This is a genomic window from Pseudomonas sp. FP818, assembly GCF_030687335.1.
In the GTDB taxonomy this organism is placed as follows: domain Bacteria; phylum Pseudomonadota; class Gammaproteobacteria; order Pseudomonadales; family Pseudomonadaceae; genus Aquipseudomonas; species Aquipseudomonas shahriarae.
Window position 1 is genome coordinate 1,903,329 of record NZ_CP117427.1, and the last position, 24,226, is coordinate 1,927,554.

Annotated in this window: 18 protein-coding genes; 13 read left to right on the forward strand and 5 right to left on the reverse strand. The window is 60.5% G+C overall.

The window, feature by feature from the left end:
* The first annotated feature begins 112 nt into the window (after positions 1-112).
* The 7 genes from PSH80_RS08815 to PSH80_RS08845 all read left to right on the forward strand — a co-directional run bounded on the left by PSH80_RS08815 (position 113) and on the right by PSH80_RS08845 (position 7,821).
* Positions 113-628, forward strand: coding sequence for a DUF2059 domain-containing protein (locus PSH80_RS08815; RefSeq protein ID WP_057958889.1), 516 nt, complete (start codon positions 113-115; stop codon positions 626-628).
* A 3-nt stretch (positions 629-631) separates the two neighbouring features.
* Positions 632-931, forward strand: coding sequence for a BolA family transcriptional regulator (locus tag PSH80_RS08820; RefSeq protein ID WP_057958890.1), 300 nt, complete (start codon positions 632-634; stop codon positions 929-931).
* 118 nt (positions 932-1,049) lie between these two features.
* Positions 1,050-1,991 carry a rhodanese-related sulfurtransferase gene (locus PSH80_RS08825; protein ID WP_057440777.1) on the forward strand — a complete coding sequence of 314 codons (942 nt, stop codon included), beginning with the start codon at positions 1,050-1,052 and terminating at the stop codon, positions 1,989-1,991.
* Between the two features lie 3 nt (positions 1,992-1,994).
* Positions 1,995-2,630, forward strand: coding sequence for a DsbA family protein (locus PSH80_RS08830; protein WP_305419908.1), 636 nt, complete (start codon positions 1,995-1,997; stop codon positions 2,628-2,630).
* Positions 2,623-4,428 carry an ABC transporter ATP-binding protein gene (locus tag PSH80_RS08835; protein WP_120732334.1) on the forward strand — a complete coding sequence of 602 codons (1,806 nt, stop codon included), beginning with the start codon at positions 2,623-2,625 and terminating at the stop codon, positions 4,426-4,428. The genes PSH80_RS08830 and PSH80_RS08835 overlap by 8 nt, the downstream gene beginning before the upstream one ends.
* 95 nt (positions 4,429-4,523) lie before the next feature.
* Positions 4,524-6,983, forward strand: a complete 2,460-nt coding sequence (locus tag PSH80_RS08840; protein ID WP_057958893.1) for an EAL domain-containing protein — start codon at positions 4,524-4,526, stop codon at positions 6,981-6,983.
* Between the two features lie 79 nt (positions 6,984-7,062).
* Positions 7,063-7,821, forward strand: coding sequence for a TenA family transcriptional regulator (locus tag PSH80_RS08845; RefSeq protein WP_370693721.1), 759 nt, complete (start codon positions 7,063-7,065; stop codon positions 7,819-7,821).
* A gap of 22 nt (positions 7,822-7,843) precedes the next feature.
* Here PSH80_RS08845 and PSH80_RS08850 read toward each other — a convergent pair whose 3' ends face one another.
* The gene (locus tag PSH80_RS08850; protein ID WP_200661375.1) at positions 7,844-8,770 is read right to left on the reverse strand and encodes a GGDEF domain-containing protein; all 927 of its coding nucleotides are present in this window, start codon (positions 8,768-8,770) and stop codon (positions 7,844-7,846) included.
* A 530-nt stretch (positions 8,771-9,300) separates the two neighbouring features.
* On the opposite strand from PSH80_RS08850, the gene PSH80_RS08855 reads away from it, so the two are divergent.
* Positions 9,301-10,476: an integrase core domain-containing protein gene (locus PSH80_RS08855; RefSeq protein WP_047229189.1), complete on the forward strand. Its 1,176-nt coding sequence runs from the start codon at positions 9,301-9,303 to the stop codon at positions 10,474-10,476.
* Positions 10,477-11,277: 801 nt separating this feature from the next.
* Here the strand turns inward: PSH80_RS08855 and PSH80_RS08860 are convergent.
* The 4 genes from PSH80_RS08860 to PSH80_RS08875 form a co-directional block, all read right to left on the reverse strand.
* On the reverse strand, positions 11,278-12,018 hold the full coding sequence (locus PSH80_RS08860) for a YciK family oxidoreductase (RefSeq protein WP_032863166.1): 741 nt from the start codon (positions 12,016-12,018) through the stop codon (positions 11,278-11,280).
* A gap of 137 nt (positions 12,019-12,155) precedes the next feature.
* Positions 12,156-12,827 carry an N-acetylmuramic acid 6-phosphate phosphatase MupP gene (mupP, locus tag PSH80_RS08865; RefSeq protein WP_057439225.1) on the reverse strand — a complete coding sequence of 224 codons (672 nt, stop codon included), beginning with the start codon at positions 12,825-12,827 and terminating at the stop codon, positions 12,156-12,158.
* 4 nt (positions 12,828-12,831) lie between these two features.
* A complete protein-coding gene (gene ubiG, locus PSH80_RS08870; protein ID WP_003172645.1) occupies positions 12,832-13,530 on the reverse strand; it encodes a bifunctional 2-polyprenyl-6-hydroxyphenol methylase/3-demethylubiquinol 3-O-methyltransferase UbiG in 699 nt (232 codons plus the stop codon).
* A gap of 63 nt (positions 13,531-13,593) precedes the next feature.
* A complete protein-coding gene (locus tag PSH80_RS08875; protein WP_057958895.1) occupies positions 13,594-14,925 on the reverse strand; it encodes a TRZ/ATZ family hydrolase in 1,332 nt (443 codons plus the stop codon).
* Between the two features lie 109 nt (positions 14,926-15,034).
* On the opposite strand from PSH80_RS08875, the gene mtnA reads away from it, so the two are divergent.
* From mtnA to gyrA, 5 genes are all read left to right on the forward strand, one after another.
* Positions 15,035-16,111, forward strand: coding sequence for an S-methyl-5-thioribose-1-phosphate isomerase (gene mtnA, locus PSH80_RS08880; RefSeq protein ID WP_057439224.1), 1,077 nt, complete (start codon positions 15,035-15,037; stop codon positions 16,109-16,111).
* A gap of 149 nt (positions 16,112-16,260) precedes the next feature.
* On the forward strand, positions 16,261-16,839 hold the full coding sequence (locus PSH80_RS08885; protein ID WP_305419916.1) for a hypothetical protein: 579 nt from the start codon (positions 16,261-16,263) through the stop codon (positions 16,837-16,839).
* Positions 16,840-17,036: 197 nt separating this feature from the next.
* Positions 17,037-20,264, forward strand: coding sequence for a dermonecrotic toxin domain-containing protein (locus PSH80_RS08890; protein ID WP_305419918.1), 3,228 nt, complete (start codon positions 17,037-17,039; stop codon positions 20,262-20,264).
* A gap of 111 nt (positions 20,265-20,375) precedes the next feature.
* The gene (locus PSH80_RS08895; RefSeq protein WP_305419920.1) at positions 20,376-21,191 is read left to right on the forward strand and encodes a membrane-targeted effector domain-containing toxin; all 816 of its coding nucleotides are present in this window, start codon (positions 20,376-20,378) and stop codon (positions 21,189-21,191) included.
* Positions 21,192-21,523: 332 nt separating this feature from the next.
* Positions 21,524-24,178: a DNA gyrase subunit A gene (gene gyrA, locus PSH80_RS08900; RefSeq protein ID WP_057439222.1), complete on the forward strand. Its 2,655-nt coding sequence runs from the start codon at positions 21,524-21,526 to the stop codon at positions 24,176-24,178.
* Positions 24,179-24,226 lie beyond the last annotated feature (48 nt).

Below are 24,226 nucleotides of genomic sequence, written 5' to 3' on the forward strand. Positions count from 1 at the left end.
CCAACCCCCCGCAAAACCAGGCGCTATAAGGCGTGGGGTTGAGTGCCAGCGTTTTTTAGGCGCAGAATGGTCGCCCTTGGGGTATTACCTCGCCTGCTAGAAAGGAAACTCGATGACTCGTCTTCGTGCCATCTGTACCGCGGTTGCTCTGGTCTGTGCCAGCGGCCAGGTTTTTGCCGATACCGCCAGCCACAACGCCAGTGCCGAAGCCTTCCTGACCCTGGCTCACGCGGACAAGCTGGGCACCCCGGTGTACATGCAAGTGCAGCAAATGTTCGCCCAGCGTTTCGAGCAGACCAAGGCGCCTGCCGCCAAGCAAACCGTGCTCGACACCTACCAGGCCAAGGCCAACGCCGCCCTGGACCAGGCCATTGGCTGGAACAAGCTCAAGCCGGACATGGTCAAGCTCTACACCAGCAACTTCAGCGAGTCCGAACTCAAAGACCTGGTTGCCTTCTACAAATCGCCACTGGGCAAGAAAGTCCTGGAGAAAATGCCGCAACTGACCCAGCAATCGGCCCAGTTGACCCAGGCCAAGCTGGAAAGCGCGGTACCTGTCGTGAACAAGCTGTTGGAAGACATGACCAACGAGCTGACCCCCAAAGCCGCACCCGCCAAGAAGAAGTAAGCAATGACCATGCAGCAGCGTATCGAATCGGCACTTGCCGCCCTGAGCCCGGAACACATGAGTGTGCTGGACGAAAGCCACATGCACAGCCGTGGATTGCAGACGCATTTCAAGGCCGTGCTGGTCAGCCAGCAGTTCGAGGGGCTCAACCGCGTCAAGCGCCACCAGAAGGTCTACGCCACGTTGGGCGACCTGATGAGCGAGTTCCATGCGCTGGCGCTGCATACCTACACGCCTGAAGAATGGGCAAAAACCGACGCAGCCCCGGCCTCGCCGACCTGCGCTGGCGGTAGCAAACACTGATATCCGGCTGCTACAAGGGCCTATGTTTTGCTAGAATCCGCAACGCGCCGCTTAGTCGGCGCGTTTTTTTTGCATCCGGTTCACCCTTTACGAGGGTAGCCACCTGGAGAGAACACCCATGACACACCCCATCGTCGTGGCGGCACTGTATAAGTTCGTCACCCTCGAAGATTACGTCGCCCTGCGTGAGCCCCTGTTGCAGGCCATGGTCGACAATGGCATCAAGGGCACCTTGCTGATCGCCGAAGAAGGCATCAACGGCACCGTTTCCGGTAGCCGCGAAGGCATTGATGGCCTGATGGCCTGGTTGAAGAACGACCCACGCATGGTCGATATCGACCACAAAGAGTCGTACTGCGATGAGCAGCCGTTCTACCGCACCAAGGTCAAGCTGAAAAAAGAGATCGTGACCCTGGGTGTCGAAGGCGTCGACCCGAACAAGAAAGTCGGTACCTACGTTGATCCGCAAGACTGGAACGCGTTGATCAGCGATCCAGAAGTGCTGTTGATCGACACCCGTAACGACTATGAAGTGTCGATCGGCACCTTTGAAGGCGCAATCGACCCGAAAACCACGAGTTTTCGCGAATTTCCCGACTATATCAAAGCCAACTTCGATCCGGCCAAGCACAAGAAGGTCGCGATGTTCTGCACCGGCGGGATTCGTTGTGAAAAGGCCTCGAGCTATATGCTCAGCGAAGGCTTTGACGAGGTGTATCACCTCAAGGGCGGCATCCTCAAATACCTCGAAGAGGTGCCCCAGGCAGAGACTAAATGGCAGGGCGACTGCTTTGTCTTCGATAACCGCGTGACCGTGCGCCACGACTTGAGCGAAGGTGACTACGATCAATGTCATGCCTGCCGTACACCGGTTAGCGTAGAGGACCGCGCATCCGAGCACTACGTGGCCGGCATCAGTTGCCCGCACTGCTGGGATAAGCTGTCCGAGAAGACCCGTCGCAGTGCGATCGACCGCCAGAAGCAGATCGAGCTGGCCAAGGCCCGCAATATGCCGCACCCGATTGGTTACAACTACAAGCAATCATCCACCGAGGCTTGAACCATGTCTGCGCGCCTGCTCTATGTAATGGACCCGATGTGTTCCTGGTGCTGGGGTTTTGCCCCAGTGGCCAAGGCCCTGGTTGAGCAGGCCCAGGCGGCTGGCGTGGAATTGCACCTGGTGGTGGGCTGCTTGCGTACCGGCAGTGGTGCGGCGCTGGAACCGACTACTCGGCGCTATATCCTGGAGCACTGGCAGGCGGTGACCGAGGCCACGGGCCAGCCGTTCCGCCTGGAGGGCGCCTTGCCTGAAGGGTTTGTGTATGACACCGAGCCGGCCTGCCGGGCCCTGGTCACTGCGCGTGGCCTGGCGCCGGATTGCGCCTGGACCTTGCTCGGGCTGATCCAGCAGGCCTTTTATGTCGAGGGTCGCGATGTGACCCGCGCCAGTGTGCTGGTGGAGCTGGCCGAGACTGCCGGGGTGCCGCGTATCGAGTTTGCCGAGGCCTTTGACCGCGCCGAACAACATGCCGCCACGGCCGCCGACTTCACTTGGGTCCAGGACCTGGGCATCGCCGGTTTCCCGACCTTGCTGGCCGAACGCAATGGCCAGTTGGCGTTGTTGACCAATGGCTACCAGCCGCTGTCCGAGCTGTCGCCGCTGCTCGGTCGCTGGCTGGAGCGAGCTGCCTGTGCATGATCAGCCAACACCACGGGTTGATCGGCTGACCTGGGCAGAAATCCGTCGCCTGGCCCTGCGCCATAAAAAATCCCTGTGGATTGCCAACGGTGTCGCCGTACTGGCGACCCTGTGCAGCGTACCGATTCCCTTGCTCCTGCCGTTGCTGGTGGACGAAGTGCTGCTGGGCAATGGCGATGCGGCGTTGCAGGTGATGAACCACGCGTTGCCGACGGCCTGGCAGCAGGCTGCCGGGTATATCGGCCTGATGCTGCTGATTACCCTGGTATTGCGCTGCGCGGCGTTGGTGTTCAACGTGGTCCAGGCCCGCCTGTTTGCGGGGCTGGCCAAGGACATTGTCTACCGCATCCGCGTGCGTCTGATCGAGCGGCTCAAGCGTATTTCCCTGAGTGAATACGAAAGCCTGGGCGGTGGCACCGTGACCACACACCTGGTCACCGACCTGGACACGGTGGACAAGTTTGTCGGGGAAACCTTGAGCCGGTTCCTGGTGGCCACCCTGACCCTGGTCGGCACCTCCGGGATCCTGATGTGGATGCACTGGAAGCTGGCCCTGTTGATCCTGCTGTTCAACCCCCTGGTGATCTACGCCACGGTGCAGTTGGGCAAGCGGGTCAAACACCTGAAAAAGCTCGAAAACGACAGTACCTCGCGGTTTACCCAGGCCCTGACAGAAACCCTGGATGCCATCCAGGAAGTGCGCGCCGGCAATCGCCAGGGGTTTTTCCTCGGGCGCCTGGGGCAGCGTGCCCAGGAAGTGCGCGACTTTGCCATCAACTCCCAGTGGAAAAGCGACGCCTCCAGCCGCGCCAGTGGCCTGCTGTTCCAGTTCGGCATTGATATCTTCCGCGCGGCGGCGATGCTCACGGTGCTGTTTTCCGACTTGTCCATCGGCCAGATGCTCGCGGTGTTCAGCTACCTGTGGTTCATGATCGGCCCGGTGGAGCAACTGCTGAACCTGCAATACGCCTACTACGCAGCCGGTGGCGCGCTGACGCGGATCAACGAACTGTTGGCCCGCGCCGACGAACCGCAATACGCAGGGGGCGAAGATCCGTTTACCGGGCGCGAAACCGTGGGTATCGAGGTGCAGGGCCTGGACTTTGGCTATGGCGAAGACCTGGTGCTCAATCAGTTGAACCTGGTCATCGCCCCCGGCGAGAAGGTGGCGATTGTCGGCGCCAGTGGCGGCGGTAAAAGTACCCTGGTGCAATTACTGCTGGGGCTCTACACCCCGCAGGCGGGCACGATCCGCTTCGGCGGCGCAACCCAGCAGGCGATTGGCCTGGAAACCATCCGCGAGCATGTCGCGGTGGTGCTGCAGCATCCGGCACTGTTCAACGACACGGTGCGCGCCAACCTGACCATGGGCCGCGAGCGCAGTGATCAAGCCTGCTGGCAGGCCCTTGAAATTGCCCAGTTGGATGCTACGGTCAAGGGGTTACCCCAGGGCCTGGACAGTATTGTCGGGCGCTCGGGCGTACGTTTGTCCGGCGGCCAGCGCCAACGCCTGGCGATTGCCCGGATGGTGCTGGCCGAGCCGAAAGTGGTGATCCTCGACGAAGCCACCTCGGCCCTGGATGCGGCCACCGAATACAACCTGCACCAGGCACTGGCGCGGTTTCTCAGTGGGCGTACTACACTGATCGTTGCTCACCGTTTGTCGGCGGTGAAGCAGGCTGATAGGGTATTGGTGTTTGACGGTGGGCATATAGCCGAAGACGGCGACCACCAGCAGCTGATAGCCGACGGCGGTTTGTACGCCAAGCTTTACGGACACTTGCAACAAGTTCGCTGAAACGATCCCGGTACCGATCCTGGAGGGATCGTGTTTGGCCTCGGCTGTGCTGTCAGGAGCAGTTTTTACTCGCCTGTGCTGATGCAAGGGATCTCATGAAGCAGAAGCGAACTTTCGGAACACCCCGTTTGCTGGGCATTGTCTGGCCTTTTATTGCGGTTGTACTGTTCCAGGCATTACTGGGCTGCGTCAGCCTCTATATGCTCTCGGCCGTGCGCGGTTATGTGGCGGGCGAAAGCCTGTGGTCCAAGGGCCAGAAAGATGCCATCTATTACCTGACCCTGTACGCCGATAACCGCGACCAGAAGACCTTTCTCAAATACCAGAACGCGATTGCCGTGCCCCAGGGCGGGCACGAGCTGCGCATCGCCCTGGACCGCCCCAACCCTGACCTGGCGGCCGCGCGCCAGGGGATCCTCAAGGGCGGCAACCATCCGGATGACGTGTCGAGCGTGATCTGGCTGTACCTTAATTTCCGCCATTTCAGTTACCTGGAAAAAGCCATCGAGCTGTGGACCGTGGGCGATGGCTACCTAGTGCAACTCGACGACCTGGCGCAGGAAATGCACCGGGACATCCTTGCCAACCAAGCCACCAGCGCCGACATCCATGCCTGGAAAGAACGCATCATCGCCATCAACGATAGCGTGACGCCGGCGGCCAAGGCTTTCAGCGATGCCCTGGGTGAAGGCTCAAGGATGATTCTGCGCCTGCTGCTGATCACTAACCTGGCCACCGCCCTCGGCCTGATTGCCCTGGCCTTGTTGCGCACCCGCAAGCTATTGGCCCAGCGCCATGCGTTTGCCGATGCCTTGCAAGTGGAGAAGGAGCGGGCGCAGATCACCCTGGAGTCCATCGGCGACGGAGTGATTACCACCGATGTCGACGGGGCTATCGCCTATATGAACCCGGCGGCGGAGTCCCTGACCCACTGGAAGGCTGCCCAGGCCCAGGGCCTGCCCCTGGCGGCGTTGTTCAATCTGCTGGATGAAAACGCCCAGGCCGAAGGGTTTGCCCTGATCGAGCATATTCTTGGCGGTCAACTCACCGGCGGCAGCGAACACTCCAAGCTGATCCAGCGTCTGGATGGCAGCACGGTCTCCGTGACCCTGGTAGGTGCCCCGATCCGCAGTGCCGGAAAGGTCAGCGGGGCAGTGTTGGTGTTGCACGACATGACCCAAGAGCGCCAATACATTGCCAACCTGTCTTGGCAGGCGACCCATGATGCCTTGACCGGGCTGGCCAACCGCCGTGAATTTGAATTCCGCCTGGAGCAGGTGTTGCATGGCATCGGGCGCCAGCAGTCGGGGCATGCCTTGATGTTCCTCGACCTGGACCAGTTCAAGCTGGTCAACGACACCTGTGGTCACGCGGCGGGCGATGAGTTGTTGCGGCATATCTGCGCGCTGCTGCAATCGGACCTGCGCGAAGGCGATACGCTGGCTCGCCTCGGGGGCGATGAGTTTGGCATTCTGCTCGAGAACTGCCCGCCACTGGTGGCCGAGAAAATCGCCGAAAGTCTGCGTCGCACCGTGCAAAACCTGCACTTTGTCTGGAAAGGCCGGCCGTTTGTCACCACGGTCAGTATCGGCCTGGTCCATATCTCGCACATCCCGACCACCCTGGAAACTTCTTTGCGCGCCGCGGATATGGCCTGCTACATGGCCAAGGAAAAGGGGCGTAACCGGGTGCAGGTCTATCACGCCGATGACTCCGAGTTGTCCTTGCGCTTTGGCGAGATGGCCTGGATCCAGCGCCTGCACATGGCTTTGGAGGAGAACCGCTTCTGCCTGTATGCCCAGGAAATCGCGGCCTTGGGCCATACCGAGGCGGGTGCCGGGCATATCGAGATCCTGTTGCGCCTGCACGACGAAGCGGGGCGGATCATTTTGCCCGACAGCTTTATCCCGGCTGCCGAGCGTTATGGGTTGATGACTTCGCTGGACCGCTGGGTGGTGGAGAACGTATTCAAGCTGATTGCCCGTTGCATGATCGAGCGACCGGGCAGGCCCATGGCGATGTGTGCGATCAACCTGTCGGGCATCACCATCGGCGATGACGACTTCCTGAGCTTCCTGCGGGAGAAATTCAACGCCTATGGCATTCCGCCGAGCATGATCTGTTTTGAAATCACCGAAACCAGTGCCATTTCCAACCTTGGCAGTGCGATTCGTTTTATCAATGAGCTCAAGGCCTTAGGCTGTTTCTTCTCCCTGGACGACTTTTGCGCCGGAATGTCCTCATTCGCCTACCTCAAACATTTACCTGTAGACTTCCTGAAGATCGATGGAAGTTTCGTAAAGGATATGCTGGACGACCCGATTAACCGCGCCATGGTCGAAGTGATCAACCACATCGGCCATGTCATGGGTAAACGCACTATTGCCGAGTTTGTCGAAACGCCGCACATCGAGCAGGCATTGCTTGAGATCGGCGTGGACTACGCTCAGGGCTACCTGATTGAGCGCCCGCAATTGTTTACCTTCGATAGTTTGCAGTGTCGACCTGCGCGCCCGCAGCCTCTGTTATTCCGGGCGCCCGGCACGTTCCGCTGAAACATCTGCTGGTCTGTACACATCACACATCAAAAGGAGCCCGACAGTGATCGACACATTCAGCAGAACCGGCCCGCTTATGGAAGCCTCAAGTTACCCCACCTGGGCTCAGCAATTGATCCAGGACTGTAGCGAGAGCAAGCGCCGAGTTGTCGAACACGAACTGTACCAGCGCATGCGCGATAACAAGCTCAGTGCCAAGACCATGCGCCAATACCTGATTGGTGTCTGGCCAGTGGTGGAACAGTTCGCGTTGTACATGGCACAAAACCTGACCAAGACCAAGTTTGCCCGTCATCCTGGCGAGGATATGGCGCGACGTTGGTTGATGCGCAATATTCGCGTGGAACTGAACCATGCCGACTATTGGATGCATTGGGCACGCGCCCATGGCGTGGGCCTGGAAGAACTGCAAGCGCAGAACGTGCCGCCCGAGTTGCACGCACTGAGTCATTGGTGCTGGCACACCAGTTCGGCCGATTCGTTGATTGTTGCGATTGCCGCTACCAACTACGCCATCGAGGGGGCCTCTGGGGAGTGGTCTGCGCTGGTGTGTTCGACGGGCGTGTATGCCGCAGCGTTCCCCGAAGAAGATCGCAAGCGCGCCATGAAGTGGCTGAAGATGCATGCCCAGTACGACGACGCCCACCCGTGGGAAGCGCTGGAAATCATCTGCACCCTGGCGGGGATGAACCCGAGCAAGGCGTTGCAAGTGGAGTTGCGCCAGGCCGTGTGCAAGAGCTACGACTACATGTACCTGTTCCTGGAGCGTTGCATGCAGTTGGAGAAAACCCCGGTGATCCGCGAACGCCAGGTACTGGCGGCCAGCGAAGCCTGACCCCGGCAGGGCGGGGTAGGGGTTACCCCGCCATTGCCAGGCGGTTGCGGCCTTCGCGCTTGGCCACGTACAAGGCGCTGTCGGCCCGGCGCAGCAAGCTTTCGGCCGACTCGCCTACCAGCAAGGTCGCGCAACCCAGGCTCACCGTCAATTCGATACGCGTGGTGTCCGCCCAGTAGTCCTGGGCCTGTGCTGCCTGGCGCAAGCGTTCGCCGACCATGGTGGCGGCATCGCGGCTGGTGTTGGAAAGCAGGATCAGGAACTCGTCCCCGCCAAACCGAAACACCATATCCACATTACGCAACTGGCTTTTGATCGAGGCTGCGACGGCCTTGAGCACTTTGTCGCCGGTGGCGTGGCCGTGGCTGTCGTTGATGCGCTTGAAGTGATCGATGTCGAGCATCAGCAAGGACAGCGGATGCAGATGCCGCTTGGCCATCTCGATCTCCCGGCCCAGGGTCTGGTCCATGGCGACGCGGTTGCCGGTCTCGGTCAATGGATCGCGCAGGGCGCTGCGGGTCGCGGCGCGATACAGCAAGGCATTGCGCATGGGGTACAGCAGGCTGGCCAACAGTGATTCCAGGTTGCCCTGTTCCTCTTCGCTGAAGCGCTGGTTGCGGCGAAACACCAACTCCCCCAGGTGCTCGCCCTGATGGCTGAGGCTGTAACTCACGGAGTGATGACCGCGCTGGCCATATTCCAGACGCAGGTCGCTGGCTTCATGGCGGTATTGCAGGGCGTCGAGGGGCACCAGGCGCTGCACTTCGCGAAAGAACAGGCCGAGGATCCGCTCCGCTTCCAGGCTGGTCTGCAATTGCAGATTCAGTTGCTGGCGCAGTTGCGCAAGGCTGATGGGTCGGCGGGCGACGATGGAAGGCTGGCCAAAGCCCAGGCGTTGCAATTTGGCACTGTCGAAGTCAATTGCGTTGGTCTGGGTCGGTGTTTTCATAAACGGGCAGGCCTCTAAGCACAGAATGCTGTCTTACAGGCTCGATGGGAGCGGTTACTGGCGGGCGCCTTACTGTTCCTTCAGTTCCGTAAAACTTGGGTAACAGTCTAGTCCGCTTTACCGGGGGTTATAACCCCTGATCCCATGCCGCACGTCTTGATGTCGCGCTGCCTGCTTAAGCAAATTGGAGCGAAAAGCGTGCCATTTAGTGCAATTAGTTTTTTGTGCTTATAAAACAAGGGGATGGGATTTATTGAGGAAAAGGCGCGGTGGAAATTTGGCGCAGGCCCATTGTGGCTTGCTTGCGATGGCGATAGGTATCACACAACTTTTTTCTGGGTTTGTGTACATATCCGTTGCTGCGGTCACGGCCACTTAGGGTTCCGCCCTTACGGCGGCTCACTTTGGAAGAGCGCCAAAGTAAGCAAAGCGCTCTTGCCGGTATGACTCACCCACATGGGTTACAAATCAGTTCACGCACATAGGTAACAGTTATTAACTGGCAGGGTCGATTTTGTGAGGATCTGACCATGCCCTGGGAAGAGCTGAAACCTATGGACCTCAAAGTGATGTTCATCGCCGCCTATTTGGCTGAAAGAGATACCTTTAGCCAGCTGTGCCGCGACTACCAGGTCAGTCGAAAGACTGGCTACAAATGGGTCGAACGGTACGAGGCTGAAGGACCCAGAGGGCTCGAAGAACGTAGCCGGTGCCGGCACAATCAAACCTATGTTGTGCCTCTTGCTATCAGGCAAGCAATTATCGAGCTTCGTTCTATCGGGGAGACTATTCCCGGGCCGAAGAAGATTCAGAACGACTTGCGCCAGCGTTTTCCCGGGCAGGATCCACCCTCGAAAACAACCATTTACAACATCCTCAAGGCCGCTGATCTGATTGCACCTCGACGTGTGCGTCAGCGCGTGGCTGTCTATCCAAAGCCCCTGTGCAAGGCAGAGACCCCAAATCAGCTCTTTAGCGCTGACTACAAGGGGCAGTTTCTGACAGGGGCCGGAGTGTGGTGTTATCCGCTGACGATCATGGACCATGCCAGCCGCTTTCTACTGGCCTGCCAGGGCATGCGCAATACCAACTTCAAAGAAACCCAACAAACCTTCGAGCGTGTTTTTCGCGAGTATGGCTTGCCTGAACGTATTCGGACCGACAACGGCATACCGTTTGCCAGCACGGGCCGTGCAGGGTTATCACAGCTGTCGATCTGGTGGCTGCGGTTGGGGATTATCCCTGAGCGAATTGAGCCCGGCCGCCCAGATCAGAATGGGCGCCATGAAAGGATGCACCGAACCCTGAAAAGCACTTTGCCCCAACCAGCGGCGATTGCTTGGGAAGCTCAGCAGAAACACTTTGATCGCTTTATGCAGCACTATAATCATGAGCGAGGGCACGAGGCGCTTGGCCAGAAAACACCAGCCTCATGTTATTTGCCCTCACCCCGCGCTTACCCGGAAAAGCTGCCTGAAATGGGGTATGCGAGCCACGTGGAGTGTTACCTGGCTGATAGTAATGGAATCATCAATCGAGCAGGTCTTAGGATCTACATAGGCAATCTGCTCAAGCATCAGACCATTGGAATGGAGCTAATTCGAGATGATGTCTGGGAGGTGATCTTCGGGCCTGTGATCCTAGGCCGTGTCGATGCTAGAGACGCAAAGAACGGGTATGTTTCAATCAAAGTGTCACCTATGTGAATGCACTTTTTTGTAACCTATGTGGTTGTCCCGTACATGCCCCACCACTCGGTGCCTCGCCTAGGCTCGGCATGCCCGCAGTCAGGCATTGCTCCGTGGGCCCGCCGCGATCGGCCATCCCTGGCCGTGTCGCGGCTACCCCGGCATCCATGCCGGGGTGCCCACTGCGCAATACCTGCCTGCGGCCATCGTGGTTTAACGGGGCGCCTAAGATCAAAAGCCAGATCAAAAGCAGAGCAACAGCAAAGCAAGAGCGCGAAGCTGCATTCCCCTGTGGGAGCTGGCTTGCCTGCGATGGCGGTTCATCAGCCAATATATTTATCGACTGATACACCGCCATCGCAGGCAAGCCAGCTCCCACAGGTATATGCGTACATCTCGACGATCAGGTCGGCTGTCAGGCCGCCTCGCTTTGCTTGTGATTTTGATCTTAGGCGCCCCGTTAAACCACGCTGGCCGTCATCCGATATTGATTTGGGGGGTAACCCGGCAGGACGCCGGGTTAGCCGCGCTGGGCCATGGATGGCCCATCGCGGCGGCCCCCCAAATCAATGTCGGATGACGGGCACACCGAGCCTAGGCGAGGTGCCGAGTGGTGGGGCAAGAGCCCTTTTGGTTACTTTTGGGGCTCTTTTCCAAAAGTGACCCGCTGTAAGAGCGGAACCAATAGCCGCCATGACCGCAGCAACGGATATGTACACAACCCCAGAAAAGAGTTGTGTAGATCCCTGTACCTAAGGCCATCGCGGGCAAGCCCGCTCCCACACAAGCCCCACAATGGCGTAATGTCATGTCCGAAGATTATTGCGCGTCGAACGCCTGCCCATTGATCCCCGAGCTGTCCGGGCCCATCAGGTACAGGTACACCGGCATGATCTCTTCCGGCAGCGGGTTGTTGGCCGGGTTTTCCCCAGGGTAAGCCTGGGCACGCATGCTGGTCCGGGTGGCGCCGGGGTTGATGCTGTTGGCGCGCACTGCCGCCACGGTGTCGAGTTCGTCGGCCAGGGTCTGCATCAGGCCTTCGGTGGCGAACTTCGACACGCCATAGGCGCCCCAGTAGGCCCGGCCCTTGCGCCCGACGCTGCTGGAGGTGAACACCACCGAAGCATCCTGGGACAGCTTGAGCAGGGGCAGCAGGGTGGCGGTCAGCATAAACATGGCGTTGACGTTGATATGCATGACGCGCATGAAGTTCTCGCCCGACAGCTGTTCGATCGGCGTGCGCGGACCAATGATCGAGGCGTTGTGCAGCAGCCCGTCGAGATGGCCGAATTCTTTTTCGATCATCGCCGCCAGCTCGTCGTATTGATGGGGCAGGGCGGTTTCCAGGTTGAACGGGATCACCACCGGCTGCGGGTGGCCGGCGGCTTCGATTTCATCGTAGACCTGGGCCAGGTTGGCCTCGGTCTTGCCCAGCAACAGCACGGTGGCACCGTGGGCGGCGTAGGTCTTGGCCGCCGCTGCACCAATCCCGCGGCCGGCGCCGGTGACCAGGATGACCCGGTCCTTGAGCAATTCTGGGCGTGCGGAGTAATCAAACATAATCGACCTCAACAAAAATTCAGTCTGAATGTGGGGCGGGCTTGCTCGCGATAGCGCAGTGTCAGTCAATAAAGCGGCAGCTGATTCACCGCTATCGCTGGCAAGCCAGCTCCCACATTGATCTCAGTGTTTCAGTGTCAGCAGCTGCAGAGTGCGCTATCGAGCACCTTGCGCAGCTCCAGCGGGTGATCGACCACAACGTCGGCGCCCCAGTTGCGGGCGTTGTCGTCGGGGTGGATATAACCATAGGTGACGGCGGCGGTACGGGTCCCGGCGTCGCGGCCCGATTCGATATCCCGCAGGTCGTCGCCTACGAACAGCACGCTGGCCGGGTCCAGGTCGAGCATCTTGCAGGCCAGGATCAGCGGCTCCGGGTCGGGTTTGCTGTTTTTTACGTGGTCCGGGCAGATCAGCAGCGCCGAGCGCTGGGCCAGGCCCAGTTGCTCCATGATCGGCTCGGCAAAGCGCAGGGGCTTGTTGGTCACCACGCCCCAGATCAGCTTGGAGCGCTCGATGTCTTCCAGCAGTTCGGCCATGCCATCAAACAGCTTGCTATGGATCGCGCAGCCCTTGACGTAGCGTTCGAGGAACTCCAGGCGCAGCTCTTCAAAGCCTGGAGACTCCGGGTCCATGGAAAATGTCACGGCGACCATGGCCCGGGCGCCGCCGGAAATTTCATCGCGGATATGCTGGTCGTTGATCGGTGCAAGCCCGCGCTCGGTGCGCATGGCCTGGCAGATGGCGATAAAGTCCGGCGCGGTATCGAGCAGCGTACCGTCCATGTCGAAAAGAACCGCTTTCAACTTCACAGGCTTATTCCTCTCGCAGGGTCTGGATCATGTAGTTGACGTCGACGTCGCTGGCCAGCTTGTAGTGCTTGGTCAGGGGGTTGTAGGTCAGGCCGATGATGTCCTTGACGGTCAGCCCGGCCTGACGGCTCCAGGCGCCCAGCTCGGAAGGACGGATAAACTTCTTGAAGTCATGGGTGCCGCGCGGCAGCAGCTTCATGATGTATTCGGCGCCGATGATCGCGAACAGGTAGGCCTTCGGGTTGCGGTTGATGGTGGAGAAGAACACCTGGCCGCCGGGCTTGACCATTCGGAAGCAGGCACGGATCACCGACGATGGGTCGGGCACGTGCTCCAGCATCTCCAGGCAGGTCACCACGTCGAACTGCTCGGGCATTTCTTCGGCCAGGGCTTCGGCGGTGATCTGCCGGTATTCGACGCTCACGCCCGACTCCAGTTGATGCAGTTGGGCCACGGCCAGGGGCGCTTCGCCCATGTCGATACCCATCACCGTGGCGCCGCGCTGGGCCATGGCTTCGCTGAGAATGCCGCCACCGCAGCCCACGTCGAGGACTTTCTTGCCGGCCAGGTTGACCCGCTCGTCGATCCAGTTGACCCGCAGCGGGTTGATGTCGTGCAGGGGCTTGAACTCGCTTTCGCGGTCCCACCAGCGATGAGCCAGGGCTTCGAATTTGGCGATTTCGGCGTGGTCGACGTTACTCATGGGTAGTCCTCTAAATCCGATAAAACGTTTTGCCTGGCCAGGAATTTCGATCCGGGGCCGGCGTTATTCGTGGTGTCCGCTGATGCGCCGGCCCCAGGCAATGGCCGTGGCGCTCAGCTGTTGTTCATCCATGCGCGTCAGTTGCCGGTCGTCGAGCAGTTGCTTGCCGCCGACCCAAAGGTGTTTCACACAATCGCGCCCAGTGGCATATATAAGCTGTGACACCGGATCGTAGATCGGTTGCTGGGCCAGGCCCGAGAGGTCGAAGGCCACGATATCTGCAGCCTTGCCCACTTCCAGCGAGCCGATTTCCGTTTCCAGGCCCATGGCCCGTGCGCCGTTGAGGGTGGCCATGCGCAGCGCGCGATGGGCATCCAGGGCGCTGGCCGAGCCGGCGACGGCCTTGGCCAGTAGCGCGGCGGTGCGGGTTTCGCCCAGCAGGTCGAGGTCATTGTTGCTTGCCGCGCCGTCGGTGCCTACTGCCACATTGACGCCGGCCTGCCACAGGCGTTCCACCGGGCAGAAGCCACTGGCCAGTTTCAGGTTGGATTCCGGGCAATGGATCACACTGCTGTTGCTTTCTACCAGCAACGCCAGGTCTTCTTCGCTGATTTGGGTCATATGAACGGCCTGCAAGCGCGGGCCGAGCAAGCCCAGGCGTGCAAGGCGGGCCAGGGGCCGCTCGCCGTACTGTTCGACGGACTGCTGCACTTCACCGGCGGTTTCGTGGACGTGCATATGAATCGCGGCGTCCAGCTCCTCGGCGATGACCCGGACTTTTTCCAGGTTTGCATCGCTGACGGTGTAGGGCGCATGGGGGCCAAAGGCGATTTTGATCCGCGGGTGATGCTTGAGGTCGCCAAACAGCTCCACGCCCTGGCGGATTGCCTCGTCGGCAGTGGCCGCGCCGGGGATCGGGAAGTCGAGGATCGGAATCGCAATCTGCGCACGCATGCCGCTGTTATGCACGCGCTCGCTGGCGACCTTGGGGAAGAAGTACATGTCCGAGAAGCAACTGATGCCGCCTTTGATTTGCTCGGCAATTGCCAGGTCGGTGCCGTCGCGCACGAAGGCCTCGTCGACCCACTTGGCTTCGGCCGGCCAGATATGCTGTTGCAGCCAGGTCATCAGTGGCAGGTCGTCGGCCAGGCCGCGAAACAGGCTCATGGCCGCGTGGCCGTGGGCATTCACCAGGCCCGGGCTCAGTAGCACCCCCGGCAACTCGCGCACTTCATGGGCCGCCAGCTTCAGCGCCTGGTCGCGCGGGCCGATAAACGCGATGCGCCCATCGCGAATGCCCAGGCCATGTGCCTTGAGCACCACGCCCGCAGGTTCGACCGGTACTAGCCAGCTTGGCAGCAGCAATAAGTCGAGCGGGGCGGCGGGTGGTGTCATAGCGAGCATCGTCCGGGGCGGTCATATAAAGAGGGCGAAGTATACCCGAGCGCCCTGGCGGGCGGATCGCTATAATCGGCGGCTTTTGTTGATGAGTACGGGGTGATGGATGCGCGATCGACTGTTGGCAGCAGAGAAAGTGAAGGCCATAGAGTGGCGTGATGGCGCACTGCACCTGCTCGATCAGCGTGCGCTGCCATCCCGGGAAAGCTGGGTGACATGCGCGACGGTCGACGAGGTGGCTGCAGCCATTCGCGCGATGGTGGTGCGCGGCGCGCCGGCGATCGGCATCAGTGCCGCCTACGGCCTGGTGCTCGCCGCCCGCGAGCGCATCGCCGAGGGCGGTGACTGGCAGGCGTCGTGGGAAGAAGACTACGCGCTGCTGGCCGACTCCAGGCCCACCGCGTCGAACCTGTTCTGGGCCCTCAAGCGCATGCGCGACCGCCTCGACCGCCTCAAGAACCACGCCGACCCATTGGCGGTGCTGGAGGCCGAAGCCATCGCGATCCATGAAAGTGACCGCGAAGCCAACCTGACCATGGCGCAACTGGGCGTCGAGTTGATCCGCAAGCACCAGGGCAATGCTCAGGCCATCCTGACCCATGGCAACGCGGGGGCATTGGCCACCGGCGGTGTGGGTACTGCGCTCGGGGTAATCCGTGCGGCGTTTCTGGAAGGCATGGTCGAGCAGGTTTATGCCAACGAAACTCGCCCCTGGCTGCAAGGCTCGCGGCTGACCGCCTGGGAATTGGCGGGCGAGGGTATCCCGGTCACGGTGAATGCCGACTCGGCCGGCGCACATATCCTCAAGACCAAGGGCGTGACCTGGGTGATTGTCGGCGCCGACTGCATCGCGGCCAATGGCGATGTGATCAGCAAGATCGGCACCTACCAGTTGGCGGTGTGTGCCATGCACCACGGCGTGCGCTTCATGGTGGTGGCATCCAGCTCTACCCTGGACTTGATGATGGCTACTGGCGATGACGTCGCCCTCGAAGAGCGGGATGCCGGCGAGTTGCTGGAAGTCGCCGGGCAGCGCTTTGCCGCCGATGTAGCGGCTTTTAACCCGGTATTTGACGTGACCCCGGCCGACTTGATTGACGTGATCGTGACTGAAAAAGGCATCGTCGAGCGCCCGGATACGGCCAAATTGGCAAAGTTGATGTGCCGCAAGCGTCTGCATTGAGGCGGTCAGTAGTACAAGTGTAAGGCCGTCTGGGCGAGGGGTTCTCGCAGGATGGTGATCAATGTCACGGCATTTCTGAGTGTGGGCGTCAGCGCCCGCGAGCATGACGATGTGGCCGTGGCCCATGATCACCTTCGGGGCACCTATTCATGTCTACCGTTACATCTGCTTCCATGCCTGACCCGCTCATTGACGACCGTGAGTTGATGGGCGTCCTTCCAGTGCCCAGCCGGGCCTGGCATCTGCAACAGCTGCAAGCCGAGAGTGCATTTTGCGAACGCCTGGTGCGGCACCAGCCGTCGCTGGCGCGCATCAGTGGCGAAGCGTTCCAACAGGCGCTTGATCGCCAATTTCCCGAGCTGGAAATCGACCCTGATACGGTGTGGCTGCTGGAGGAGCTGCCATCCGGTGTCACGCCGCGTTCAATGACCCAGGCGATGCAGGAGGCCCTGGTGTCAGGCGCGGCCCCGCTCGACTCCTCCATAAACGGTTTTTCTGCGATTAACCCTGCAACGGGCCACCAGAGCCTGCTCGATATTGATCCTGAAACGTTCGTCGAGGTGCTCAATCAGCATCTTCAGGGGCTGTTCGAGCATTTCCGCCAGCACCTGGACCGGTTCTGGTACAACCCTGTTCGCCAAGGCAATGAGTTGACCTCGCGTGACACCTGGCTGCGTTATCGCCAGGGTGAACTTGGCGGCAGAAGCGGCGTTACGCAGGGCCGATAACCTGGCGGATCCGACGGTTGGGCTCACGGCCGATGGCTGGGCCCTGGCGCGCAGCCTGCTTGCCGCAGTCCCAACCCGCGAGCGACCCGCCCAAGGTGGCAATGTTTCGCCTGGTGCTCAGAGGCGCGGGCCAGGATATCAATCTGTCGGCTGCGTTTGTGTTGGCGTGGCGGGGAGGGCTGACCAAAAGTCGGCCGGTGCTGCTTTATACCCCGCAGCGCGGCCTGGAGGAGTTTGCCAGCGACTCTGCGATATTGGCCGCTCTCAGCTTGCGGCAGGCAATCGCGGGGGAGCGCGATGAAATCCTCGTAAACGTTGCGCAGCCTGAGCGCGAGCAAGTGCTTGCCTTGCGCCGGGAGCGGCGCGCGTATTGGGGGCTGGTGGGGATGCTCCCGGATGCCCGGGGTTCTCTGTTGGGGCAGGTCCTGGACGAGCAACTGGCCCAGCAACGGGTCAATGCGCGCGCCGCTTTTTTGCCCCTCCGGTCGGGGATTGATACCCGGGTTGCGCAGGTGCTGGCGCTGCCCACAGGCTTGCCGGGGGACCTGCTCCGGCGCCCGCTTCGCCCTGATACGTTGCCGGTGGTGCCCTCTGCTGGCATTGCCGTGGGCGACCAGCAACAGAACCTGATACGGCAGATAAACAAGCTAAACCGTTTGACGGGGCAATTGCTTGCGGGCGCGCCCGGGTTTGATGGGTTTTTCCAACAGCAGTTGAAAACACTGTTCCCCAGTTTCAGCGGGAAGATCAGCCCCCTGCAGATCTTTTTCACCCGTTCTCGACCCGATGGGCAGCCATATGCGTCCCAGACGCTGGAATCGCTGCTCGATACGCTATGGGAGGGCGGTGGTACTGAAGACTATGCGGACGGCGCGTTTTACGTAGAACCCAATACCCTGGATGAAGGTTACAGGCTGCAGCAGGTCGGCACGCCGAGCAGCCTGGTGACGACACTGAAACAACAATTTGCCGGGCTGCTGGGCGAATTTTGGAGTACGGCTCAGCGCGACCAGGGCGCGCCCGTCGATTTGCTGACGCGGGTGCGCAAGCAAATACTGGCGACCGAATCGGCCTTGCGCACGATGGATGGCACTTTGACCTCGTCCCATCGGCAACTGATCGACAAGGTATTGAAATACCCCACTGCTGTCGCCCGCGAGCTGGCGTTTCCCCTTGCGCAACGCCCCCGAATCTACAGTCTGACCTTGACCGGCGGGGAGCGATTTGCCACGGCGTTTATGCTTAGCCCGGACAGTGTCAGCCCGCCCAGCGGGCCGCTGGTGTTGTGGACGGTTGCCCAGGGATTTGAGGCATTTTCGAGCCTGGGCAGCCTTAATGCCGAGGTGGGGCGGCGCCTTGACGAGGGTGCACCTGAAGGTCTCCAGTTGGCCGGTGGCCTGCCAGCCGATGTGCGTGGCCAGCAAACCGGCCGTTGGACGGGGCGGCTTGCACTCGTCCCGGAGGTAATAGAAGGCGATTTTGTCGCCCACGGGGTTGAAGCCTTGCTGAGCAAACAGCAGCGAGATCTGCGCCTGGTGCTTGAGGCTGATAATCGCCTGCGCCCTGGAACGGTGGACAGAGTCATTGACCTGGCGCCCCAGTTGGATACGGCGCCAGCTTTTGTAGTGCGTAACCAGTTGTTGGAAGAACAGGCGGCGCCGGGTTGGCAAAAGGCGTTGGCGGCAACGGATCGGGAGCGCTTGCAGGAGGCGGCGCTGGTCGCGCAGGAAAAAAACCAGGCTCTGGCAGCGTTGCTTGAGGGCCTTGAGTCGTTGCACGGATATGCCAGGCAGAAGCTCAGAGGCAGGCTGCGAGATTTTTTGGAGGCGCGTGGTTTGCCCGGTTCTGCAGTGGAGCAGATCGATCCGGACAAGATCATCGTCGTGCGCACCGAGGCTGTTCGGGTTACCTATGTGTCCCAGCCGGGCGTGACGCCGCCTGTTGAAAGCGTGTACGTCGAACGTATGGGCTTGACTGAGCTGACCCTCAAGAACCTCAAACCATGGGAAGGGAGCATCGCCTGGACGTCGAGGGTCAGTATCGAGGCGTCCCTGACGTATGCCGACGGGCGACGCGTGTTCGACGTGCGTGGCGAGGCGCTTAAGCTGTCGCGCGAGACGATTGAGCGCTGGGTAAAAGAAATCGATGCCGGTCATCATTATTGCGAGGATGTTCTAAAGAAAACATTCGCGCCGCCTGCCACCTCGGCGGCGGCCGAGCGGCTGGCACAGGCATGGATGGCGGGCCAGGCTGCCACGTTGGAGTATGCAGCCCAGTCGGCACGGCTCAATCCAGCCATCTATAAAACGGTATTAACGGCTGACCCTGCGAAAAAACGTGCGCAGCAATGGGTGGAGGCGGTGCTGGCGGCATGGGCACCCGCTGCTCGGCCTCGGGTGGAGGGGCGGGCGGTCGTGGCAAATATCCTGATGTTAGGGGGGCCTGACGCCGAGCCTGAGCGCGGGGGGAGCCAGTGGGTGCAGGGGTTGGTCGTGATCTCGACCGCAGAAGATGCCGAGCGGGTGCTTTATGCACCCAATGCGCCCGACGGCCTGGACTTGCGGGAGTTGGCCGGAGATAGCGAGCTGATAGCATTGATCGGCAGGCCGCAGTGGCGGGCCTATCTCCTGGAGCGACTGTGCGTAAAGTCCCAGCAAGTGATTGAAAGCCTGGTCTCGTCGGGTTTGAAATATCAGCTTTTCGCTGAGGGCCTGGCGACTTTTTTCCTCAGTGGCGTGAAGCCACTGGAGCGTCTGCCGCCCTTGAATGTGCAGTTGGTGCCTTGTCGATCGTCCCTGCTGCAAGCCCTGTACTACTTGCAGGTTTTTCGCTTGGTAGAGCTTGCGCAGCGCGGTGCCAATACGAATGCGCAAGTCAGTCGTCAATCGACCTTCAATAAGTTGATGTTTGGGGTAGAGGTGGCAGGGATGCTGCTGGATATGCTGCCCTGGGGGCTTCATTGGGGCTCTTCGATCCCGCGGCTCTGGAGCCGGTTGGCGCACTCTGCGGTGGGTAATTTTCGGGCGCGCGGTCAGGCTATTCCGGGGCTGGTTCTGCGTGATGGGCCTGGTGGATGGCGTCTGAGTATGGATGCTGTAATTGAGGGGGGCGAGGTGCTCGGTGTCAGGCCCCTGGCGATCCGCAGTCCGTTTTTCAGCCCGCCGGCAGTGCCTGCGCGGTCCCTTCTACAGGCGTCGCGCCCGCCAACGCCAGCCTCGCTCATCCCCGAGGCGTGGAAGGCCAGTGCCGTGCCTCGCGACGAAGCGGTCGTGTTGCTCCGAGGTTTGGAACCTAATGCCAAGGGTATTTACCGCACCCAGGCGGGTGAGTATTTGATTCGCCCGGTGGATAGGCAGGGCAATGCAGTGGTATTGCGCATAAAAAGCGATTTCAAGCTCTACGGCGAAGGCGGTTTGACCGTATAGGTCATTGATGCCCAGCGGCGCACCGAGGTGGGTTTTCTGCGCTCCGGCAGGTCTGGGCACTGGCACTCGATCGGGGTCAGGGGCGCGGGGAAATCCGGCTCGAAACTCTCGATGGAATTGCCTGTGGAGGAGTATCTGACAACAGATCAATACAGATTCAACAGCCACGGTTTCCACGGTTTACCTGCTTCAACGGTCGATTACTATGACGCCTGGTTTGTTCGGGATCGTCGGCGATTCTTCGAGACGGTGCAGATACCTCCTCGGCCCGAGGCGCTTTCTCTGGGGGCGTCGGCCACGGTGGATGATCTGATTCGCGGGTGGCCGGAATCGGTGCAAGGTTTGGTGCTGGGGGAAAACCATGCGGAAAAAGCCAGTGTCACGTTTCTGACCGATAAGATGCAGGCGCTTTATGATCGCGGCTTTCGCACGCTGTACATCGAGGGTAGCCATGCCACCGGGTCGCCCATGCTATTGGTTTCGCCCGGTTCGGTGAGTGCGCGCAGCGTGGTGTCAAGGAGGGCCCAGGCCTGTGGCCTGAGGGTGCGTGGGCTGGATGATGACTATTTGACGCTGCGCAGGGATCGCTACACCGGCAGGCCTTCGATTGATATGTCGAGCCGGATTGAAGACATGAATTACTTCGCTGTTCGTCAGATTCAGGCTTATCACCCAGAAGACGGCGGCAGATGGATCGCGTGGGTTGGAGCAGCCCACATGAATACCACCGACGGCGTGCCGGGAATTGCCGAGCTTACCGGGGGGATTGGCGTGCGCATCAGCGACGCCAGGGCCGGGCAGCCCACGGTTCTCAGGGCGCCGGGCAGGCGCGGATGGTTTTCAGGGGCGGCTGCGCCGGATGTGGAAATTGAGTTGGATGTCACCCATTCTCCTGCGCGTCGGCCTGAAGGGCCTGACAATTTATAGGCCTATTGGCGTTTGCGCGGCGAAATACAGCCAATTGCGGGCTCAATTGCGAGGCCGTTGGGTCTCTGAGCGCCTCTCGGCTCCATTCAGCCTGTCACTGGTCAACTAACTACACTCCATGCGCATCAGGGGGATAGGTGCGTGGCGGCGATTGTGATAACATTCGGCGGTTTCCAGGGTCGCCCCGAGGGGCTACCTATAACGTGCAGATCCGTGTCATAACTCGTTGATTTGTCGTAAGTCGTTGTCAGGCACTTTGCCGGCAGCGGCGAGCTTCGTTCGTCTCATATGGACGCGACGAGGTTTCACCCGAAAAAGGAATCAGGCTTCTCATGGGCGAACTGGCCAAAGAAATCCTCCCGGTCAATATCGAAGACGAGCTGAAACAGTCCTACCTCGACTACGCAATGAGCGTAATTGTCGGGCGGGCACTGCCTGATGCGCGCGATGGCTTGAAGCCCGTGCACCGGCGTGTGCTGTTCGCGATGAGCGAGCTGGGTAACGACTGGAACAAGCCGTACAAGAAATCTGCCCGTGTTGTCGGTGACGTGATCGGTAAGTATCACCCTCACGGCGACACTGCGGTGTACGACACCATCGTACGGATGGCCCAGCCATTCTCCCTGCGCTACCTGCTGGTAGACGGCCAGGGCAACTTCGGTTCGGTGGACGGCGACAACGCCGCAGCCATGCGATACACCGAAGTACGCATGACCAAGCTGGCGCACGAGCTGCTGGCCGACCTGCATAAAGAAACCGTGGACTGGGTGCCGAACTACGACGGCACCGAAATGATCCCGGCGGTCATGCCGACCCGTATTCCCAACCTGTTGGTCAACGGCTCCAGCGGTATCGCCGTGGGCATGGCCACCAACATCCCGCCACACAACCTCGGTGAAGTCATCGACGGTTGCCTGGCGCTTATCGACAACCCTGAGCTGACCGTCGATGAGCTGATGCAGTACATCCCCGGCCCGGACTTCCCGACCGCCGCAATCATCAACGGTCGCGCCGGCATCATCGAAGCCTATCGTACCGGTCGTGGCCGCATCTATATGCGCGCCCGTTCGATGATCGAAGACATCGACAAGGTCGGTGGCCGCCAGCAGATCGTCATCACCGAGCTGCCTTACCAGTTGAACAAGGCGCGTCTGATCGAGAAGATCGCCGAGCTGGTTAAAGAGAAGAAACTCGAAGGCATCACTGAACTGCGCGACGAGTCTGACAAAGACGGTATGCGCGTGGTGATCGAGCTGCGTCGTGGCGAAGTGCCTGAGGTGATCCTCAACAACCTCTACGCCCAGACCCAGCTGCAAAGCGTGTTTGGTATCAACGTCGTGGCCCTGATCGACGGTCGCCCGCGCATCCTGAACCTCAAGGATCTGCTGGAAGCCTTCGTCCGTCACCGTCGCGAAGTGGTTACTCGCCGTACCGTGTTCGAACTGCGCAAGGCCCGTGAACGTGGGCACATCCTGGAAGGCCAGGCGGTTGCACTGTCGAACATCGACCCGGTCATCGCCCTGATCAAGGCTTCGCCGACGCCGTCGGAAGCCAAGGAAGCACTGATCAAGATGCCATGGGAATCCAGCGCGGTAGTAGCGATGGTTGAACGTGCCGGTGCCGATTCGTGCCGTCCGGAGACCCTGGACCCGCAATACGGCCTGCGCGATGGCAAGTACTTCCTGTCGCCGGAACAGGCCCAGGCTATCCTGGAACTGCGCCTGCACCGCCTGACCGGCCTCGAGCACGAAAAGCTGCTGGCCGAGTACCAGGAAATCCTCAACCAGATCGGCGAGCTGATCCGCATCCTCAACAGCGCCGTGCGCCTGATGGAAGTGATCCGCGAAGAGCTGGAAGTGATCCGCGCCGAATACGGCGACGTGCGCCGCACTGAAATCCTTGATGCGCGCCTCGACCTGACCCTGGGTGACATGATCCCGGAAGAAGAGCGCGTGGTGACCATTTCCCACGGTGGCTACGCCAAGACCCAGCCGTTGGCTGCATACCAGGCCCAGCGTCGTGGTGGTAAAGGCAAGTCGGCGACGGGCGTCAAGGATGAGGACTACATCGCTCACCTGCTGGTAGCCAACAGCCACACCACGCTGCTGCTGTTCTCCAGCAAGGGCAAGGTGTACTGGCTCAAGACCTACGAGATCCCGGAAGCGTCCCGCGCCGCCCGTGGTCGTCCGCTGGTCAACCTGTTGCCGCTGGACACTGATGAATACATCACCACCATGCTGCCGGTCGAGGAATACACCGAAGGTCACTTCATCTTCATGGCCACCGCCAAGGGCACTGTGAAGAAGACCCCGCTGGAATCCTTCAGCCGCCAGCGCAGCGTGGGCCTGATCGCCTTGGAGCTGGACGAAGGCGACGTACTGATTTCCGCAGCCATTACCGATGGCGAGCGTGAAGTCATGCTGTTCTCCGACGGCGGCAAGGTGACACGCTTCAAGGAATCCGACGTGCGTGCCATGGGCCGTACCGCTCGTGGTGTGCGCGGCATGCGTCTGCCGGAAGGGCAGAAGCTGATTTCCATGCTGATCCCGGAAGAAGGCAGCCAGATCCTCACCGCTTCGGCCCGTGGTTATGGCAAGCGTACCGCCATCGGCGAGTTCCCCGAGTACAAGCGTGGCGGCCAGGGTGTTATCGCCATGGTCAGCAACGATCGCAACGGCCGCCTGGTCGGCGCGGTCCAGGTGCTCGATGGCGAGGAAATCATGCTGATTTCCGACCAGGGCACCCTGGTACGTACCCGTGTTGATGAAGTGTCGAGCCTGGGCCGTAACACCCAGGGCGTGACCTTGATCAAGCTGGCCAGCGACGAGACCCTGGTGGGTCTGGAGCGTGTCCAGGAGCCATCGGAAGTCGAAGGCGAGGAGCTGGAAGGCGAGGAATTCGATGGCGAGGTGATCGCAGCCGGCGATGACAGCGTCGACGAGCCAACCCTCGATGCTGCCGCAGACGAAGAAGAACCGCAGGAATAAGCGGGCAACCAAGGGGGCGGATGAAGATTCGCCCCCTTGTTATTTGTC

Bases quoted from the DNA above. Each gene is read 5' to 3' on its own strand.
- PSH80_RS08875 (WP_057958895.1), bottom strand. From the start codon at position 14,925: ATGACACCACCCGCCGCCCCGCTCGACTTATTGCTGCTGCCAAGCTGG.
- PSH80_RS08855 (WP_047229189.1), top strand. From the start codon at position 9,301: ATGCCCTGGGAAGAGCTGAAACCTATGGACCTCAAAGTGATGTTCATC.
- PSH80_RS08825 (WP_057440777.1), top strand. From the start codon at position 1,050: ATGACACACCCCATCGTCGTGGCGGCACTGTATAAGTTCGTCACCCTC.
- PSH80_RS08845 (WP_370693721.1), top strand. From the start codon at position 7,063: ATGGAAGCCTCAAGTTACCCCACCTGGGCTCAGCAATTGATCCAGGAC.
- PSH80_RS08850 (WP_200661375.1), bottom strand. From the start codon at position 8,770: ATGAAAACACCGACCCAGACCAACGCAATTGACTTCGACAGTGCCAAA.
- PSH80_RS08840 (WP_057958893.1), top strand. From the start codon at position 4,524: ATGAAGCAGAAGCGAACTTTCGGAACACCCCGTTTGCTGGGCATTGTC.
- gyrA (WP_057439222.1), top strand. From the start codon at position 21,524: ATGGGCGAACTGGCCAAAGAAATCCTCCCGGTCAATATCGAAGACGAG.
- mtnA (WP_057439224.1), top strand. From the start codon at position 15,035: ATGCGCGATCGACTGTTGGCAGCAGAGAAAGTGAAGGCCATAGAGTGG.
- PSH80_RS08860 (WP_032863166.1), bottom strand. From the start codon at position 12,018: ATGTTTGATTACTCCGCACGCCCAGAATTGCTCAAGGACCGGGTCATC.
- ubiG (WP_003172645.1), bottom strand. From the start codon at position 13,530: ATGAGTAACGTCGACCACGCCGAAATCGCCAAATTCGAAGCCCTGGCT.
- PSH80_RS08820 (WP_057958890.1), top strand. From the start codon at position 632: ATGACCATGCAGCAGCGTATCGAATCGGCACTTGCCGCCCTGAGCCCG.
- PSH80_RS08885 (WP_305419916.1), top strand. From the start codon at position 16,261: ATGTCTACCGTTACATCTGCTTCCATGCCTGACCCGCTCATTGACGAC.
- PSH80_RS08895 (WP_305419920.1), top strand. From the start codon at position 20,376: ATGGAATTGCCTGTGGAGGAGTATCTGACAACAGATCAATACAGATTC.
- PSH80_RS08815 (WP_057958889.1), top strand. From the start codon at position 113: ATGACTCGTCTTCGTGCCATCTGTACCGCGGTTGCTCTGGTCTGTGCC.
- PSH80_RS08830 (WP_305419908.1), top strand. From the start codon at position 1,995: ATGTCTGCGCGCCTGCTCTATGTAATGGACCCGATGTGTTCCTGGTGC.